Here is a 17442-nt window from a genome sequence, read left to right as displayed (position 1 = left end):
CTTGATTTTACTGCTAGTCACACTCCTTGGTTCGAGCCCAAGAGAGGGAGCTTTTTAAAAAGACTTTACAGCAATGTAAGGTCTTTTTTGTTTTAAAGCGGTAGTGAAAGCGGGGCTTCACGAGGATTCAGGAGATAAAAGCTAATTCTAGATTCTGACAACTTTGACAGGTTATTTTACTAAAAAAAGGTAACATATTAGGTAACACTTTTTTTTCAATAGGTAACACTTTTTTTATTGTAACTAATTGCATGTCTGACTAAAACAAAAAGTTATGACAACAGACAATTTCAAAATTCTATTTATTGAAGGAAAGAATAGAAAAAACAAGAAGAATCAATCTCCATTATTTTGCCGAATAACCCTAAATGGGAACAGAAAACAGATTAGCACAGGCATTAATATTGAGTCCGAGCATTGGGATACCAAAAACCAAGTAATTCTAAAATCCCATAAATCTGCAATTCTATACAATTCCCAACTTGACACAATAAAATCAAAAGTCAATAGCATCTACATGATTTTAAGATTACAGGAAAATCCTTTTTCTGTTGAGGATATCCATGACAAATATTTAGGAAAGGAAATAAAGAAAAGTGAATTTGTCCTTTCTTACTACAAACAGTATCTAGCCAAAATCAAAAAACTCGTAGGATTAGAAATCAAAGACAACACCTATAACAAATTCGTTTACGTTGGAAATCATTTGGAAGCATTCCTGAAATGGAAATTTAAAAAAACAGATTTTCCTCTAGAAGAATTGAGTCTACAGTTTTTGGATGATTTTGATTGCTATTCAAAGACAGAGGAAAAGTAAGAACAAATACGGATACCCAAAAGGCTAAAAATAATAATATCTAAAACACAAAGACCTCTTTTTTATGCCACATAAGGTTTTCAGGCGAGGGGTAATTTTTATTATCATCTGGTAAAAAAATTCTAATTCCACCAAATTGTGAAATTGAAAATGGAGAATCATTTTCCTTAATTGTTGGTGAAATTCTAACAATATAATCCTCGTTAATTGTTATTAATCCTCTATCGTAAGCTCTATGTAAATTTGGCGATAATGAAATACCATTTGGTAAAGTATCATCATTAGAAATATAAAATGGAACCACATGACAAGCGTCAATCATTTGCGCATTTTTAGATGATTCTATTCGCATTCCTGAGATACAACATTGATACTTATAAATTTTAGGAACCTCTCTTTTAAAAATACTTCCTCTAATAAATCTATCTTCTTCAATCTCATCCTCGGATAATTTCTGTAGATTTTCATTCATTAAGCTCTGATATTCTTCTTTTGTATCGTTAACAATTTGCTCTTCTATTATTCTCTCAATATCATACTTACCCAAAATCTCTACTGCTTGATAATTATCTTTTGATGAAGGAAAATAATTATTTAATAAAAAATTCTCAATCATAGTCCTTGATACTGGATTTAACAATAGATTAAATAAATCTCTGTCTATTTCAGCAAAAGCAACATTATTCTTTAGATTTTTAAAACTACCGATACTTTTTATTTTATCGTGGCCATTAGTAAGTCCATTTATAAAAACTAACCGCCAGAATGGTTCACTATTCAAATGAAAAAATGGTAAAGAAAAATTTGGAGTATGGTTTGTTTCTACTAATCGGTTCCAGTTACTCTTAAAAGCTATAACCAGCTCACCAGTAATATATATCCTATTCGTCTGAATATCTCCTTTTTTAATTAACTGTAATACCGACAACAATAAAATTGGTTTATGAGGTGCTTTCCCCATTATTTTATGCGACGCTCGGTTAAGGATCTTAAACTGCTTTATATATTTTTCCAATAATTCTTCAATAATCATACTCGAATAAGTTTTAGTAAAACTATGAATATTTCATTATTAAAACACAAAGTCATAATTATTTTGAATCTCTTTGCTTAAAACAAATAACTTTTATTAAACCATGCTTAAATTGGTTCTATCACACAATATCTAGGGGAGCTTTTTAAAAAGACTTTACAGCAATGTAAGGTCTTTTTTGTTTTAAAGCGGTAGTGAAATCGGGACTTCAGGGTGATTCAGTAGATAAAAGCTAATTCTAGATTTTGCCAAGTTACTAGGTTCGTTTATAAAAAAAAGGCACCCTATTCGGTACCCATCTAAAATCTCGAGGTACCCATTTTATATTCTGACTTGTCATGCCAATTGTTTAACTCTAAAAAACGGTAACATGAATCAAAAAAAAACTACAATTCTAATAGTGCCTCTTGCCAAAAACCCACCTCCTTTTTTTAAAGAATCCTATCCTGCCTTTGCTATAATTTTACGCTAATAGTACATTAATTGTATATCTTTGAATTTCGATCACATGACTTATTATTTACAAATAGGTTCGGGAATAAATAAAGACACTTAATGCTGTTTGAACTTGCGGATTTTAATATCTTTTCTTTCGAATATACATCCAACACCTTTTGTTTATAGTTGCTTCGATTAAGTAAATAGTGTAAAAACGAACTAGAACTGACCTAAAAAAAACCAATACATAACCCTAAATTTAGATTTAATGAAGAAAATTCTTTTCCTCTCTCTCTTTTTTATACTGGCTTGTAAGCCAACTCAAAAAACAGTTATTCCGGCATGGGCCCCTTATGACGAAACCGAAGAACTAGCAAAAAATGCTACCAACGCATCAACAAGAATGCAATACAAATTGATCCAGTCAAAAATTCTGGATAAAAACACTATTTGGGAAAACATAACACAACAGATAGGTGCTTTTTCGGAGGACGATTATCAAAGACTAAAACCTTTAATCTTAGAACAAAACATTCCCACCATTCAATCCCATATTAAATCTGGCAGCCTTAGCTATGAAACACTGACACAGTGGTATTTATACAGAATTGTCAAATATGAAAATGATAAAGATAAGATGCTAAATGCAATTGTAGCTATTAACCCTGAAGCAGTTAATGAAGCACGAAAGAGAGACAAAAACAAATCCAATCACGACCATCCAATTTACGGCATACCAATACTTGTAAAAGACAATACAAACGTAAAGGGCATGCCTACCACCGCAGGAACACATTTGTTACGAAACAATACCGCTGCAGATGCATTTATAATTACCCAAATAAAAGATAAAGGTGCTATTGTTTTAGGTAAAACAAACTTAAGCGAATGGGCTAATTTCCTTTTCCTGACTGGTCCTAATGGCTATAGTGCAGTGGGAGGGCAAACGCTTAATCCCTATGGACGGAAAATATTTGACACTGGTGGTTCGAGCTCAGGAAGTGGTGCTGCGGTAGCCGCCAATTATGCGGCAGCAGCAGTGGGAACTGAAACTTCAGGTTCTATTCTTTCTCCTTCGTGGCAAAATTCAATTATTGGTCTAAAACCAACTACTGGTTTATTGAGCCGAACGGGTATTATTCCAATCTCAAGTACATTAGACACGCCTGGGCCAATGACAAAAAATGTTACTGATAGTGGAATCCTTCTTTCGGCTATGAGTGGAGAAGACAATAATGATCCTGCAACCAAGAACAATCCAAAAAACATAAAGTACCTCGATGATCTAAAGTCGGGAACGCTGCAAGGATTGCGATTTGGTGCCATTAAAAACTTTTTAGGAGATTCAATTTATAAGCAGAGTATCAATACCATAATTAAGTTAGGTGGTATAGTCGTTGAATATGATCCAGAACCAATGAACTTCGACGGTTTTGGCACCATACTTAGTGCCGACATGAAAGTTGATCTTCCTAATTATTTGAATAAATATGCATCAAATGAACTTACTATCCGCTCTATTGCTGACATTATAGCGTACAATAAAAATGATTCGATACTAAAAATTCCCTACGGACAAGGACGTTTTGAACAAATGCTAGCCGAAAACACTACTGAAGCAGAATTACTGCAAATAAAGGCCAAAATCAAAAAAGAAGGAGTCAATTTTTTTGAAAAACCGATGGTAAAATACCAACTCGACGCTATCTTATCCATAAACAATAATAACGCCGGTCATGCCGCTGCGGCCAACTACCCTTGCCTTACTATTCCTATGGGCTACAAAACAACGGGAGAGCCATGGGGTCTTACATTTATAGCCAGACCGTATCATGAAGACAGCCTTTTAAAAATGGGATTTGCCTTTGAAAAAGCAACAAAAATTCGAAAATTACCGCAAGACTATAAATAGTTTTAAAAGATTAAAATTAAAAATACCCGCATCTATTAAATCACTTGTACGTTGGTTACAACTTTAATTTAAAGCAAGAAGATGCAAAGCAAAATTGATATTGAAAACCTAATACAGAATCCTGAAATTTCAATGAGATTACTTGAAAACATATAAAAAGTTAATCATCGAATAAATCACCCGAACAAGCCTCAATAGCTATCGGTAGAACCTTTTTAAAAAAGACTTTACAGCAATGTAAGGTCTTTTTTGTTTTAAATTCACAATGAAAGTAAGACCTCACCTAGTTCAAAGATAGAAATAGGAAAATTTGTTGATAACCATTTTAACTTGGTTACAAATCTGTGCTTCCATGCAACGCCGTTTAACAACTACAATTACTACTAAATTAATTCTTATATTTGATAAATAACTAGGTATGTGTTTTTCCAATATGCAGTGTTTAAAACTAAAAATGGCAAATCCTTATTGAAGTTTAAAATTTAATAACCACTAACCAATCTATTAAAACCTATGAACCAAACTTATTTTAAAAGAATTAACTTTAGTATCGTTCTTGTCTTTTTTATAACACTTTCCACTAGCTTAGGCTATGCTCAAAAAAAGAATGTAAAAAACAAAACAACTTCAAATTTTGTCTCAGATAGCGTATTTAATGCGCTTAAATGGAGAAATATCGGACCTTTTCGATCGGGAAGATCACTTGCGGTAGCAGGACATGCCAACCACCCTTTGACGTATTATTTTGGTGCAACAGGAGGTGGCGTTTGGAAAACAATTGATGGAGGAAATGAGTGGTTTCCTATTTCTGATAGTATTTTTAAATCATCTGCTGTAGGTGCAATTACAGTTGCCCCATCTGATGCAAATGTGGTATATGTAGGAATGGGCGAAGCAGATATGAGATCCAATATCTCTTTTGGTGACGGAATGTATAAATCTGTAAACGGCGGAAAAACTTGGTCAAAATCTGGCCTCGATAAAGCGGATGCAATCGCTAATATTGAAGTACACCCTTCTGATGCTAACATCGTTTTTGTTGCAGCAATGGGAAATCCTTTTAAATCTAATCCGGAACGCGGTGTTTACCGATCAAAAGATGGTGGAAAAACATGGCAATTAGTTCTTTCTAAAGATGAAAAAACGGGCGCCATGTGTGTTCGTATCGATCCTACCAATCCTAGAATTGTTTACGCAACGCTTTGGGAAGGGTATCGTAACGGTCATTCTATGTCATCAGGAGGAAAAGGATCTGGAATGTACAAATCTATTGATGGCGGTGATACTTGGAAATCGCTTAACGAAAAACCAGGAATGCCAATTGGAATCCTCGGAAAAATGGGAATCGCTGTGTCTCCAATAAATTCGAATCGCTTGTATGCTTTGATCGAAAACACAAAAGGCGGACTGTATCGATCTGACGATGCAGGCGAGCACTGGGAATTGATTAATGAAGATAAAAATCTTTGGCAAAGACCATGGTATTACATGAATTTACAAACCGATCCTAAAAACGAAAATGGATTAATTGTATTAAATGTAGATGCTTGGAAAACTAGCGATGGCGGTAAAAGCTTTAAAAAAATAAATGTCCGACACGGAGATACGCATGATGTATGGATTAATCCTTTAAACCCAGATAACTTTATAATTGGCGATGATGGTGGTGGAGAAGTAACCTTCAACGGTGGAGAAACCTTCACGGAATTAGACACACCAACCGCTCAATTTTATCATGTATCAGTAGACAATGAATTTCCGTATAATATCTATGGAGCTCAGCAGGACAATTCTTCCATTCGGATTGCTTCTAGAACTAGTGGCAATAGTATAGGTCCTGAATCTTGGTACGCCGTTGCGGGTGGCGAAGCAGGATACATCGAGGCAGATCCAACGAATGCTGACATTACATACGGTGGCGAGTACGACGGTCAATTGAGTTCTTACAACAAAAAAACAGGCCAAGGAAAAGATATCTCTCCGTATCCAGAATCGAATATTGGGGCTCCTTCTAGTGCTAAAAAATACCGTTTTCAATGGACGTACCCAATTGTTTTTTCGCCTCACAACCCAAAAAGAATGTATGTTACCTCTCAGGTAGTACACGTGACGGAAGATCAAGGTCATTCATTTGAAATTATAAGTCCTGATTTATCCCGAAATGATCCAAAAACTACAGGAGAAACGGGCGGACCAATAACTAAGGATCAAACAGGAGCGGAAGTATACGCTACCATATTCACCCTCTCAGAATCACCGCTAGAAAAAGGGGTAATTTGGACCGGATCTGATGACGGTTTAGTACATATCACTAAAAACAATGGGGCAAAATGGGAGAATATCTCATTACCAACAACAGTATTACCTGACTTTTCTTTGATTAGTATGATTCACACTTCAGAACACGAAAAAGGAAAAGCATATTTAACAGCCAATAAATACATGTACGGCGATCGTACACCGTATATGTTCAAAACGGTTGATTATGGAAAAAGTTGGACTAAAATAACCAATGGAATTCCATCTGATGAATATTGCAGAGTATTGCGTGAAGATCCTAACAAACCCGGATTACTGTTTGCTGGAACTGAGCGAGGCGTTTATGTTTCTTTCAACGATGGAGATTCTTGGCAAAAACTAAACTTGAATTTACCGGTTACTCCTATTAGAGATTTACAAATTCAAAAAAGAGAAAAGGATTTAATCGTTGCAACCCACGGCCGATCTTTTTGGGTATTAGATGATATTACACCGCTTTATGAAATAAAAGACAAAACAGTAAAAGGAGACAAACACCTTTTCAAACCGCGTCCTGCTTATAGAATGCAAGGCGGACAAAGCGATGACATGAGTTCAGGAACTAATGCCCCAAATGGAGTAATTGTACGTTACTTTTTCAAAAAGAAACCTTCAACTGAGATAAAATTACAGTTTCTAACACTCAAAGGAGATACGATAAATACCTACTCTTCAACCAAAGACATGAAGGGTGAACCCATGAAAATTTCCAAGGAATTTTATCAAGATCCAAAAAAAGAGCAAGCGGGTTTCATCACCGCAAAAGCAGGTATGAATTCATTTGTATGGAACATGCGCTATCCAAATGCAACTGCAGTTGACGGAACTAATGTAATGTGGGCAGGATCTGGTACTGGCGCAAAAGTAGTACCGGGATCTTATATTGTTCGGTTAATTGAAGACAAAACCATTATTGCAGAGGCAGCTGTTGAAATCAAACTTGATCCTCGAATGACCACGAGTGATGCTGATTTAAAAGAGCAATTTGACTTGCACCAAAAAGTAAATAAAAAAGTCAATGAAGCTCATCTCGCGATTAACCAATTGCGAAAAATACGCACGCAAATTAATGGATACATAGCAACTGTAAAAGATACTGTGGCAGTCAATCAAATGAAAAAAATGACGAAATCGACTCTGGAAAACTTGGATAAAATTGAGTCATCATTAATGCAGCCAAAAGCTAAAGCACCACAAGATGTGTTAGCTTTCCCAATTCAATTGAACGATAAAATGGCTGGATTAGGATCCAATATTTCGTCATCGGAATCAAAACCAACCCGAAATGCTTATGTTGTTTATGAAGATTTAGCTGTAAAAATAGATGCCGAACTCCAGAAAATAAAAGATATCGTGGATAACGATGTCAAGAAATTTAATGCTTTTGTAATGAAACAGCAAATTCCTGCCATTATTTTAGATAAGGAAATAAAATAATTAGATCGTATCAATCTTGTCAAATGGAGCGCAGTCGAGATTTAACTGCTAATCTGTCCCGAGGGGCGAGCCCAAGAGAGGAGCTTTTTAAAAAGACTTTACAGCAATGTAAGGTCTTTTTTGTTTTAAGGCTTTAGTGAAAGCCGGGCTTCATGATGATTAATGAGAAAAACTATCTTGTTTTGCAAAAACCGTTCTGTTTCAAAAACAGCAGTCCTTCTCCTTTAAAATTTGAGATAAATAGTGATCCTATTCTATTTTTAATTTAGATATTTACATTTAAAATTAATCAGATGATACGAAGACAGTTTATTGGTTCGGCAGCTTTAGTAGGTATTGCAGGTGCTTTTGGATTCACAAAACACTCCAATGAAAAAAATTTAATACACCATGTGTTTTTTTGGTTAAAGAACCCCCAATCGGAAGAAGATAAACAGCAATTGATTTCCGGCTTGAAAACTTTAGCAGCAATTCCAACGGTTCGCCAATTTCATTTGGGTATATTAGCTTCTACGGAAAAACGGGAAGTAGTAGACACTTCTTGGGACGTTTCAGAGCTGTTGTTTTTTGATGATGAAGCGGGTCAAAAAATATATCAGGACCACCCTATTCATCAGGATTTTGTAAAAAACTGTTCCCATCTTTGGGAGAAAGTTTTGGTTTATGATGCAATAGACTTATAGGCCTTGAATCTTGAGATATTAGATCAAATACTTTTACCATAATTAAGAGATTCTAAACAAAAATTAATGAATTCTTATTTTTTTCAGCCATTACAATTTTCTACTTTACCATTTTTGCAATAATCTTTTTTGCTTGATTTGAATTACCCCAGCTTGCGATTTCGTGCAAAACAGGCATTAAGCTTTTCACTTTAGCAAATGAAAATGTAATTCCAGATTTAGATATTGGAAATTATTTGAATAACATTCGTCGGGAAAAATTATTTATTGTTGAGCAAAAACTTGTTGATGGCAAAATTTTTGAAATAGAAAGATCATATTATTTAGCAGAAGTAGAAATTGGAAATAAAGTATCTATAAACAATGAGGTTATTAAAGACGGCTCATATCAAATAAGCAACGAAAAAAAAATATATGAAGTCAAAAACAATACAATAATACAAATTTTTACAGTTAACATTTACAAAACTTCTTCTGAAACAGAAATTACAGTACATCAAAAAAATTACTGGGAGATATCAAAAGGTGATAGCGTTTTTATAAACTCTGAAATTACAGAAAGTCAATCTATAAAACTTACGAAAGGGACAGTTTTATTAGTTCATGATGGTAAAATTAACCAAATTAAATGGAAAACAATTTTTCATAATTTACTGTATTTATTTCTGCATTAAATTCTTACTAAGCTTCAGAGTAAATTGGGCATTTAATCGCAATAATACTTATGTCATGGGGTGATTATGTTTTTAAAGTTTCAATATAAAAACATGGGACAAATATTAAATGCCAACTGTAGAATTTGCAATTTTGAAACTGATTTTAAATATGGTGGCGGTCAGTTTAATTACCATGAAAACCGCCCTGTTTCTGCTATAAATAAAGAAACTGGACAATTTGAAACCGTGAACTATTATTTCACTTCCTTAATTGCACTGCTCTCTATCCAGCCTTCGGTTCCATCCGTTAGTTGCACTTTTTTCCATTTTTCGATGACTTCCTTCACATAAACTTTAGTTCCTTCATGCAGCACAAAAATAGATTTACCACCATTTCTGGGTTCGCTTTTCACATTCACCATTTCGGCAAAAACAATGGCTGGTTTTTCGGTATCAAAATGACTTTTCTCAATAATAGCTGCGACCAGCGTCATTAGTAAAAGAAAAACAGCCAGAAACATTCCAAAAAAGAAAATCCGTTTAGGAAGTGTTCTTTGTAAAAAATAGTACCCGATAAAAAACAACAAAAAAGCGGCAGCCAATCCTACAGAAACCCATCCCCAGGTATTATAATGATAAATTCCCGTGAAATCACGAACTAATTTTGCAAAACCTACTTTTGGGATTACTTTAATTTCATCAATTGTTCTTTTTTGAGCGAATTTCAGGTTGTTAATACTTCCTTGATCGTTTGGATTGAGCACTAATGCTTTTTCATAATTGTAGATCGAAGGCGCAACCTGATTCAATTTATAATAGGCATTTCCTAAATTAAAATACAATTCCGAAGAGTACTGCTGGGCTTTCAAAACACTTTCATAGGCAGCCACGGCTTCAGTGTACTTTGCCTTTTCATAATACGCATTCCCTTTTTCAAAGCCGTTTTGGGCAAAGAAAAACTGAGTTGAAAGTAAAAGTATGTATAGTATATTTTTCATCATTATCTTTTTTTGCAACGAGGGCACAAAGGCTCAAAGTGTATTTACTCAAAAATTAATTTTAGTACTTTTATTAAGCAATCTGTTTTTCCAACGCAGCGATGATATAAACTGCTTTATCAAAATCCTGTTGTATTGTAACACTGGATGAAGGTGCATAACGAGCCACTTCACAATTTTCAGTAAGCGCAATAAAATCGTTTACAGCTTCTGGTTTTGCATTTCGGGACAACAATAATTCCTGAATATTATTCTTGCTCATTTCAGAGGTTTCAATGTGTAATTTTGCCTTCAGGAAATTATGCATCGCTTTCTCCAGTGCAATGTAAAACAGTTCTTTGTTATTGATTTGTTTCTTGGCCACTGATAAATATTTCTTGGCCAGTCTATTATTCATTCGGATTCTGTTTCCGGAAATATCGCCATCCATAGCTTCCTTTTTCTTTTTGAATAACACAATTATTGGAACCAATAAAAAAGGCAGTACTAACAATCCAATAAACAAATTCGATCCATAGAAATCCTCTTTATCAATGGTAACCAGATTGGTTTTTGACTTGATCGTTTTAAATTCTTCAACCGCTGCAATTTTATTTTTATTTCCAGCTGTAGCAGAAGAATCTGCCGGAGAAGGGCCATCAAGAATATGGATCATAATCTCTGGAGAACGGAGTGTTTTATACGTACGGGAATCCAAATCAAAATAAGAAAACAGCATTGGTTTTACCGGATAATTTCCTCTGTATTGCGGAATTATAGTATAACTGTCTGACATTTTTCCGCTCATACCGGAAAGTGGTGTACTGATGTCTTCGCTGTGAACGGCATCATACATTTCCAGCGCATTTGGCACAACTGGTTTTGGCAAACTGAACAATTTTAGATTCCCTTTTCCGGTTACGCTGACAACAAGATCCAGACTTTCTCCGTTTTTTAAATCGGTTTTAGACGGTGTGACTTTGAAGTCGAAACTTCCAACCGCTCCGGTAAAATTTTCTGGTTTTCCAGACTCGGGTAGTGGTTTAACGGTAATGGTTTTGGCTCCGGCCGAAACTCTTTGGGTCGTTTCCGTTAGTACCATTCGACCAAACATATCCCTTTGGTTCGTTGGTAACTGCACATCAACTGCTAATGATAGGGGCTCGATCTTAAGTTTTCCTGATTTTTGCGGATATAGCACTACTTTTTTTAGCACGATATAGCGATAATTTTGGCCTTTAAACATCCCCTCTTCGGCAGCAAGCTGTTTTATTTCAATATTTTGACTCCAAAAATCATTGTATTTTGGCTTGGTCAGTTCTCCTAAATTTGAGATGCCAATATTTGCAAAATACAATTTGTACACGACCGTAATGGGTTCGTTGATGTACGGATTTGTTTTAGACACATCGGCAACAAGATATAAGTTTTCATCCGCAGACACTTGTGAATCGTTTGGATCTCTGGGTTGTTGCGTAGCCTCAGTAACATTGATTTTTACTGGTGCTGTCTTATAAATTTGACCATTAAACTCTATGGCTGCCTGCTTGATAACCAAGGTTCCTTTTTGATTTGGCAAAAGAATATATGAATAGACTTTCTCAAAAGAACTTCTCCCGTTTACCCAGGACTGACTTACTTGCTGGCTGGGCCCGGCAACAATTCTAAATCCTTCAAATGAAGGCTTCACAAAATTATCCCCATCTACATTCATCATAAAATCAATACGCAACCTCTCATTTAAGCCCAACGTACTTTTGCTGACTTTGGCCTCAAACTGAACCTGAGCATTAAGGGAGCTGCACACCAATAAAACGATTGCTGCTATATATTTTTTCATTTTCAAACTGTCTAATTGATGTAAGTCCAAATTACTTGACAAGTATATTATTTATAAAAATTGGGCTTCGTTATACCTTTATCAATAAAATGTTGCTTATTCATTTCAAAATGCATTTCCGTCATAAAATTTAAATATTCTCTTAAATTTTCAAGCTTATACTCATCCCTTCTAAAATCAATATTCACACTATCTTCTAAACTTTTTGGTATTGCTTGACCAATGTTATTATATTCCAATTGAGTCGCATACAACTGTTTTTTTCCAATATTTAATTGCACTCTATCATATAAATAGGCGTAATTTTGTGGGTTTGCATTATTATTTCTAACCTCAATTTTCATTTTTTTTAATACCTTTTTTTGAAAATTGGGATATTTGTCGGAATGCTGTGTAAGTAACCAAAAATCTTTTGCTCCTTCTTTCCCAACTTTATCAAAACCTAAAAAACCGACCCTATTAAATATTTTTTCAATTCTTATTTTGTGATTTGTATAAACACTATCTTTAAAAAGCAACCACTTTTCTTTAGATAATTGTTCATATTGTTTTGGCGGTGAGGCATTATTTGCAGCTATTTGATCTGTTTTCACCATTTTTTCGAGATCAATTTCTAAATTATTTTTTTCTTCTTCATTTAAATTTATAGCGTTACAACTAATGAAGAATACAAGAATTATTAAAATTGAATATCTCATTTTCGATTTGATTATATCTTCAAAATTTATCGTTATCTTAGTAAAATCTACCAATCCTTCTCCGTTTTAACTGGTTTTCCTTTTACTTTCTGGGCATTCACCTTATCCTGAACCTTCTTTTCTTCTCTATTTACAGCATCTAGTAAATTTTCCAGACGCTGCTTGGAGATACCTCCAGGTGCTGGTTTTGGCTCCCCATTTTCATTGGGTTTTGGCTCATTTTTATCTTTGTCCTGATCACCTTTATCGTCTTTTTTATCTTCCTCTTTTTTGTCTTTCTTATCGTCCTTTTTATCGTCTTTCTTGTCTTTATCTTTATCTTTCTTGTCGTCTTTTTTCTTGTCATCCTTTGGCGGATTGTCTTTCAGCATTTTTTTGGCCAAAGCAAAATTATAACGGGTTTCCTCATCGGTTGGGTCATTTCGCAAGGCGTTTTTATACGCTTCTACCGCCTGAGTATAATCCTTTTCATTCATGAATACGTTTCCCAAATTATGCAGGGCTCTGTGTTTTTGAGGTCTCGTTTTTGAATTTTTAAATGCTTTGGCGTACGCAAATTTGGCTTCTCCAGACTGCTTTTGCTTGTAAATACTATTTCCAAGATTGAAGGACGCAGCGGTACTATTAGGGAATTTTGAATCCGAAATTCTGTAATTAGCCTCTGCCTCTGCGAATTTGTTTTCCGCATATTCTGCATTTGCTTTAGGCAAAATTCGGTCTTTTTGTTGTGCGTACAAACCGGCCGTTCCGCAGAAAGCAATCATTAAAAAAGCAATTATGATAATTTTAAATCTTTTCATTTATTGTATCTATAAATCCAGAAGGTTAAGAACCTTTAGGAAATAATTATTTATTTTCGTTAAATAAATTCAATTTCTTAACCCAGCTTGTTTTTCTCTCCAACAGAAAGACATCCACAAATAACAGCAAGAAGGCAAAGCCCAAAAACCATTGAAATTGCGATTGAAAATCCGCCATTTCCGTCGCTTCAAATTCGGTTTTTTGAATATTATTCAATGCATTTTTCACATATTCAAGCACTTCTTTGGTATTATTTCCGTTTACATAACCCCCTTTTGTGGCTTTAGCAATCGCTGTCAGACTTTCTGGAACCAACTTCGTTATAACCACTTGGTTGTTATTGTCTTTCTTGAAACCTTCAATAATTCCATTTCTTTTCAATGGGATTGTACCTCCTTTTTCAGTTCCAACACCAATTGTAATAATTTTAATTCCCAACTTATTGGCTTCTTCAGCCGCTTCTTCAGCACCTTCATTATGGTCTTCACCATCCGAAATCATGATCAATAACTTACTCGTTTTTTTATCATCAAAATAGGTTGACGATAATTTGATTGCCTCGTTGAACGATGTTCCTACGGAGGAAACCATATCAGTATTCATGCTTTGCAAAAACATTTTTGCAACGCTGTAATCCGTAGTGATGGGCAATACCGGAAAAGCACTTCCGGCATACGCCACAATACCTATCCTATCGCTTCCTAACTGGTTGATGATTTGTGAGACAATTTGCTTGCTTTTGTCCAATCGATTGGGCGCAACATCTTCGGCCAGCATACTTTTAGAAACATCCATTGCAAAAACAATGTCAATCCCTTCCCGTTTTACGGTTTCCATCTTGGTGCCAATCTTTGGGTTTACCAAAGCAAAAATCAGCCCAAGAAAAGCTAAAATCAGCACGACTATTTTTAATACTGGCTTAAAAACGGAACTTTCCGGACTTAATTTTTTTACCATTTCTAAATCTCCAAACTCGCGCTGTTTCTTTCTTTTCCAATATAAATTGGCCAGAAAAACCAACACTAAAAGAGGCAGTATAAAAAGAAGGTATAAATATTTTTTTTCGTCTAATTCCATTTTTAATTTTAGATTTATGAATTTTGATCTTAGATTTTTACCCTAAATCAAAATTCTAAACTTGGTCATTCTAATTCCAATATTCCAGTTCGTGCTCCCTTCCCTTCGGGGAGGCTGGGGTGGGGGTTTTATATAAAGCTTTTAAAAACTGTATTCCTTAGTCCTACTTCCAGCAACAACAAAAAACCGGCAAACCATATAAAAGGCCTGAATTTTTCATCGTAATCATAGAATTTTAGTTCTTCTATTTCTGTAGTTTCCAGTTTATTGATGGAGGCATAAATTTCGGCCAGCTTGCTATTGCTGGTGGCTCTAAAATATTTTCCGTCCGTTTTTCTGGCAATACTTTTCATTAATTGTTCGTCGATTTCCACTTTCATCATTTGGAATAAAAACGTTCCATTAGGTGCTATTTTATAGGGAAACATGGCCATTCCGTTAGTTCCAATTCCTACTGTGTATATTTTTATTCCATATTGCTTGGCGATGTCTGAGGCTGTTTCCGGCTCAATGAATCCAGCATTATTCACACCATCTGTCAAAAGAATAATGACTTTACTTTTGGCTTTACTGTCTTTTAATCGGTTTACGGCAGTGGCTAATCCCATCCCGATTCCGGTTCCGTCCTGCAAAACAGTATCGTATTTTATACTGCTAATCGCATTCAGGATTACTGCTTTATCGCTGGTCACCGGTGTTTTTGTGTACGCTTCCGAGGCATACACCACTAATCCTATTCTGTCATTTGGTCGTTCTTCAACAAAATCAGCTGCGACTCTTTTCAATGCTTCCATTCGGTTTGGTTTCAAATCTTTGGCCAGCATACTTCCAGAAACATCTATTGCCATAACAATATCAATTCCTTTAGTTGTTTTTGTTCTACTGCTTACATCCACCGTTCTTGGCCTGGCCATGGCAACAATTAAAGAACACAATGCCAAAACCCGGAATACATTCAACAGTGGCTTTAACTTTGTCAAATACGACTCTGCGCCTTTAAATCCTGCTATAGAACTAATTTTTAATGTTGCGATCTGTTCGTTTTTTGTCCAAAGCAACCAGGCAATCACAACTGGAATCAGTAGAAACAGCCAAAAAAATTCTGGGTTCAAAAAAGTTATTTTATCCATTATTTACTTGCTTGTTTTAATTCGACCGAGTTCAAAACTCGTTCTGAGATTTCATTGCCATAGGTATCTCCTTCTTCATGAAAAAGTAAAATTTGTTGTAATCCACCTTCCTGACTGAACAATACTGCTTCATAGTACATTTTTACACCTGTCGTATCACCGCCATCAACTTGGGAAAAAGTGCCGTAGGCTTTAATCCCTTTGACCCCTTCTTTGGTTTCAAATTCTTCTTGTTTAACAATCATATTTTGAGCTCCTTGGGATTCTAATGATTGCAATATCCCGTCCATCGATTTAGCCAAATCAATTTGCGTTTCTGCTTTGAATTTTAACGTAGAAACCATCACATAAAAACGATCTAAAACACTACCATACACAAACGATTGCATCTCTTTAATCAATGCCATTCCATTTTTAGGAAGCGTTTTAGTCAGATCTATTCTCTTGAGTACTTTTGGTGTTTCTATGATAATTCCTGGATTTCCATATTCACTTTTTACCCATTCGCCTTCTAATAATTCTTTTGTAGGATGACCAATGATATTGTCTTTCACATAACTAAACCCTTTGGTAACAATAAAAAAAGTGGTGGTCGCTGCCAATAAAAAAAGTACAATAGCGCTGGCCGTAAGAATCCGTTTATTTCTTTGTTTGCGCAACTGAATTTGAATTTGTTTTTGTCTTTGTGCTTCATTCAACAGTATCTCTTCTGCTTCTGGAACTTCCAGCGGAATGGAGCTGTCCAGGGTTAAAATTGCTTTTTGAATTTTATTTCGGTCTTCGGTTATTTCAAAATCCAATGGTTTCGATTTGGCAAATTTCACTAAATCGGCTTGTTTCAAAACACGCTCCAGATTATCGATAATTTCCTTCGAAAGCGTCATTTTCTTTTTGACAGAAGCCGCTCTAAGTCCAAGAATCAGCTCTGATGTAGTACTTTCCATAGCTGGAATTTCTATGGCTTCTTCAATATAATTTCGGGCAATATCAGTCAATTCACTGTAATAGGCCTTGACTTCTCCTTTTTGCCAAAGTTCTTTTTTCTCCAAAGAATCCAGCAAACTAGTCGCTCTTTCTATAGGCGTTTTATAAATTTCTTTGTGTAGTTTTTTCTCTTGTCGTTTTTTAATAAACCAATAAATACACGCTCCTATACCACCAATCAAAGCAACAATCAGCAGGTATTTCCACCAATCCCCAATTGAATTATCCGCAGGAGCAATGTCCTTGATGTCGTACATTTTTTGTTTCAAAGTATCCACTTGAACATTCGCTACCTCAACCAAAAGCGAATCCGTAAAAAACGGTTTGCTGTTGATAAAAATCTTGATACTTGGAACCACATATCTGCCAGAATCAAATTGGGTCAACCCGTATTTCTTGATTAATTCATAACGGCCGTCCATTTTGACCGTATCAATAGGATACGACTGAATCACCTCTAAAGCGCCAAGGTTTTTTAAGTTTGGAAAAATGACCTTAGACGAAGTGTCAACAGTAGTTTTTATGGATAATTTAAATTCGGCACCAATTTTATTTTTAATTGTATCAATACTTGTGACTACTTGCTTTTGTTGTGCAAAAACAGCCGTAGAAAGCAGCAATAGTAGGTATAATTGTTTTTTCATCTTTTATTATTGAACCC

At 35.1% G+C, this 17442-nt stretch carries 13 protein-coding genes; 5 read left to right on the top strand and 8 right to left on the bottom strand.

The window, feature by feature from the left end:
- Positions 1-274: 274 nt before the first annotated feature.
- Positions 275-817, top strand: a complete 543-nt coding sequence (locus EKM03_RS01345; RefSeq protein ID WP_126739742.1) for an Arm DNA-binding domain-containing protein — start codon at positions 275-277, stop codon at positions 815-817.
- Positions 818-857: 40 nt separating this feature from the next.
- On the opposite strand, the gene EKM03_RS01340 is transcribed toward EKM03_RS01345, so the two are convergent.
- Entirely contained in the window at positions 858-1850 is a 993-nt protein-coding gene (locus EKM03_RS01340) for an HNH endonuclease (RefSeq protein WP_231507402.1), read from the bottom strand.
- A 706-nt stretch (positions 1851-2556) separates the two neighbouring features.
- Here EKM03_RS01340 and EKM03_RS01335 point away from each other — a divergent pair.
- From EKM03_RS01335 to EKM03_RS01320, 4 genes are all read left to right on the top strand, one after another.
- Positions 2557-4200 carry an amidase family protein gene (locus EKM03_RS01335; protein WP_126563574.1) on the top strand — a complete coding sequence of 548 codons (1644 nt, stop codon included), beginning with the start codon at positions 2557-2559 and terminating at the stop codon, positions 4198-4200.
- 513 nt (positions 4201-4713) lie between these two features.
- Positions 4714-7935 (top strand): glycosyl hydrolase, encoded by a 3222-nt coding sequence (locus EKM03_RS01330; protein ID WP_126739741.1) that lies wholly within the window; start codon positions 4714-4716, stop codon positions 7933-7935.
- A gap of 293 nt (positions 7936-8228) precedes the next feature.
- A complete protein-coding gene (locus EKM03_RS01325; RefSeq protein WP_126561412.1) occupies positions 8229-8618 on the top strand; it encodes a Dabb family protein in 390 nt (129 codons plus the stop codon).
- A gap of 236 nt (positions 8619-8854) precedes the next feature.
- Entirely contained in the window at positions 8855-9292 is a 438-nt protein-coding gene (locus EKM03_RS01320; RefSeq protein ID WP_126561411.1) for a hypothetical protein, read from the top strand.
- A 236-nt stretch (positions 9293-9528) separates the two neighbouring features.
- On the opposite strand, the gene EKM03_RS01315 is transcribed toward EKM03_RS01320, so the two are convergent.
- From EKM03_RS01315 to EKM03_RS01285, 7 genes are all read right to left on the bottom strand, one after another.
- On the bottom strand, positions 9529-10272 hold the full coding sequence (locus EKM03_RS01315; RefSeq protein ID WP_126739740.1) for a tetratricopeptide repeat protein: 744 nt from the start codon (positions 10270-10272) through the stop codon (positions 9529-9531).
- Positions 10273-10345: 73 nt separating this feature from the next.
- Positions 10346-12091 carry a BatD family protein gene (locus tag EKM03_RS01310; protein ID WP_126561409.1) on the bottom strand — a complete coding sequence of 582 codons (1746 nt, stop codon included), beginning with the start codon at positions 12089-12091 and terminating at the stop codon, positions 10346-10348.
- Positions 12092-12138: 47 nt separating this feature from the next.
- Positions 12139-12789 carry a DUF6624 domain-containing protein gene (locus EKM03_RS01305; RefSeq protein WP_126561408.1) on the bottom strand — a complete coding sequence of 217 codons (651 nt, stop codon included), beginning with the start codon at positions 12787-12789 and terminating at the stop codon, positions 12139-12141.
- Positions 12790-12836: 47 nt separating this feature from the next.
- On the bottom strand, positions 12837-13589 hold the full coding sequence (locus tag EKM03_RS01300; protein ID WP_126561407.1) for a tetratricopeptide repeat protein: 753 nt from the start codon (positions 13587-13589) through the stop codon (positions 12837-12839).
- A gap of 46 nt (positions 13590-13635) precedes the next feature.
- Positions 13636-14667 (bottom strand): VWA domain-containing protein, encoded by a 1032-nt coding sequence (locus EKM03_RS01295; RefSeq protein ID WP_126554062.1) that lies wholly within the window; start codon positions 14665-14667, stop codon positions 13636-13638.
- Positions 14668-14795: 128 nt separating this feature from the next.
- A complete protein-coding gene (locus tag EKM03_RS01290; RefSeq protein WP_126739739.1) occupies positions 14796-15797 on the bottom strand; it encodes a VWA domain-containing protein in 1002 nt (333 codons plus the stop codon).
- Positions 15797-17425: a hypothetical protein gene (locus EKM03_RS01285; protein WP_126739738.1), complete on the bottom strand. Its 1629-nt coding sequence runs from the start codon at positions 17423-17425 to the stop codon at positions 15797-15799. Before EKM03_RS01285 ends, EKM03_RS01290 begins: the two co-directional genes overlap by 1 nt.
- Positions 17426-17442 lie beyond the last annotated feature (17 nt).

It is taken from the genome of Flavobacterium sp. GSP6, assembly GCF_003984855.1.
Taxonomy (GTDB): domain Bacteria; phylum Bacteroidota; class Bacteroidia; order Flavobacteriales; family Flavobacteriaceae; genus Flavobacterium.
Note: the sequence above shows the minus strand (reverse complement) of the source record. Positions and strands in the feature narration are given on the sequence as shown.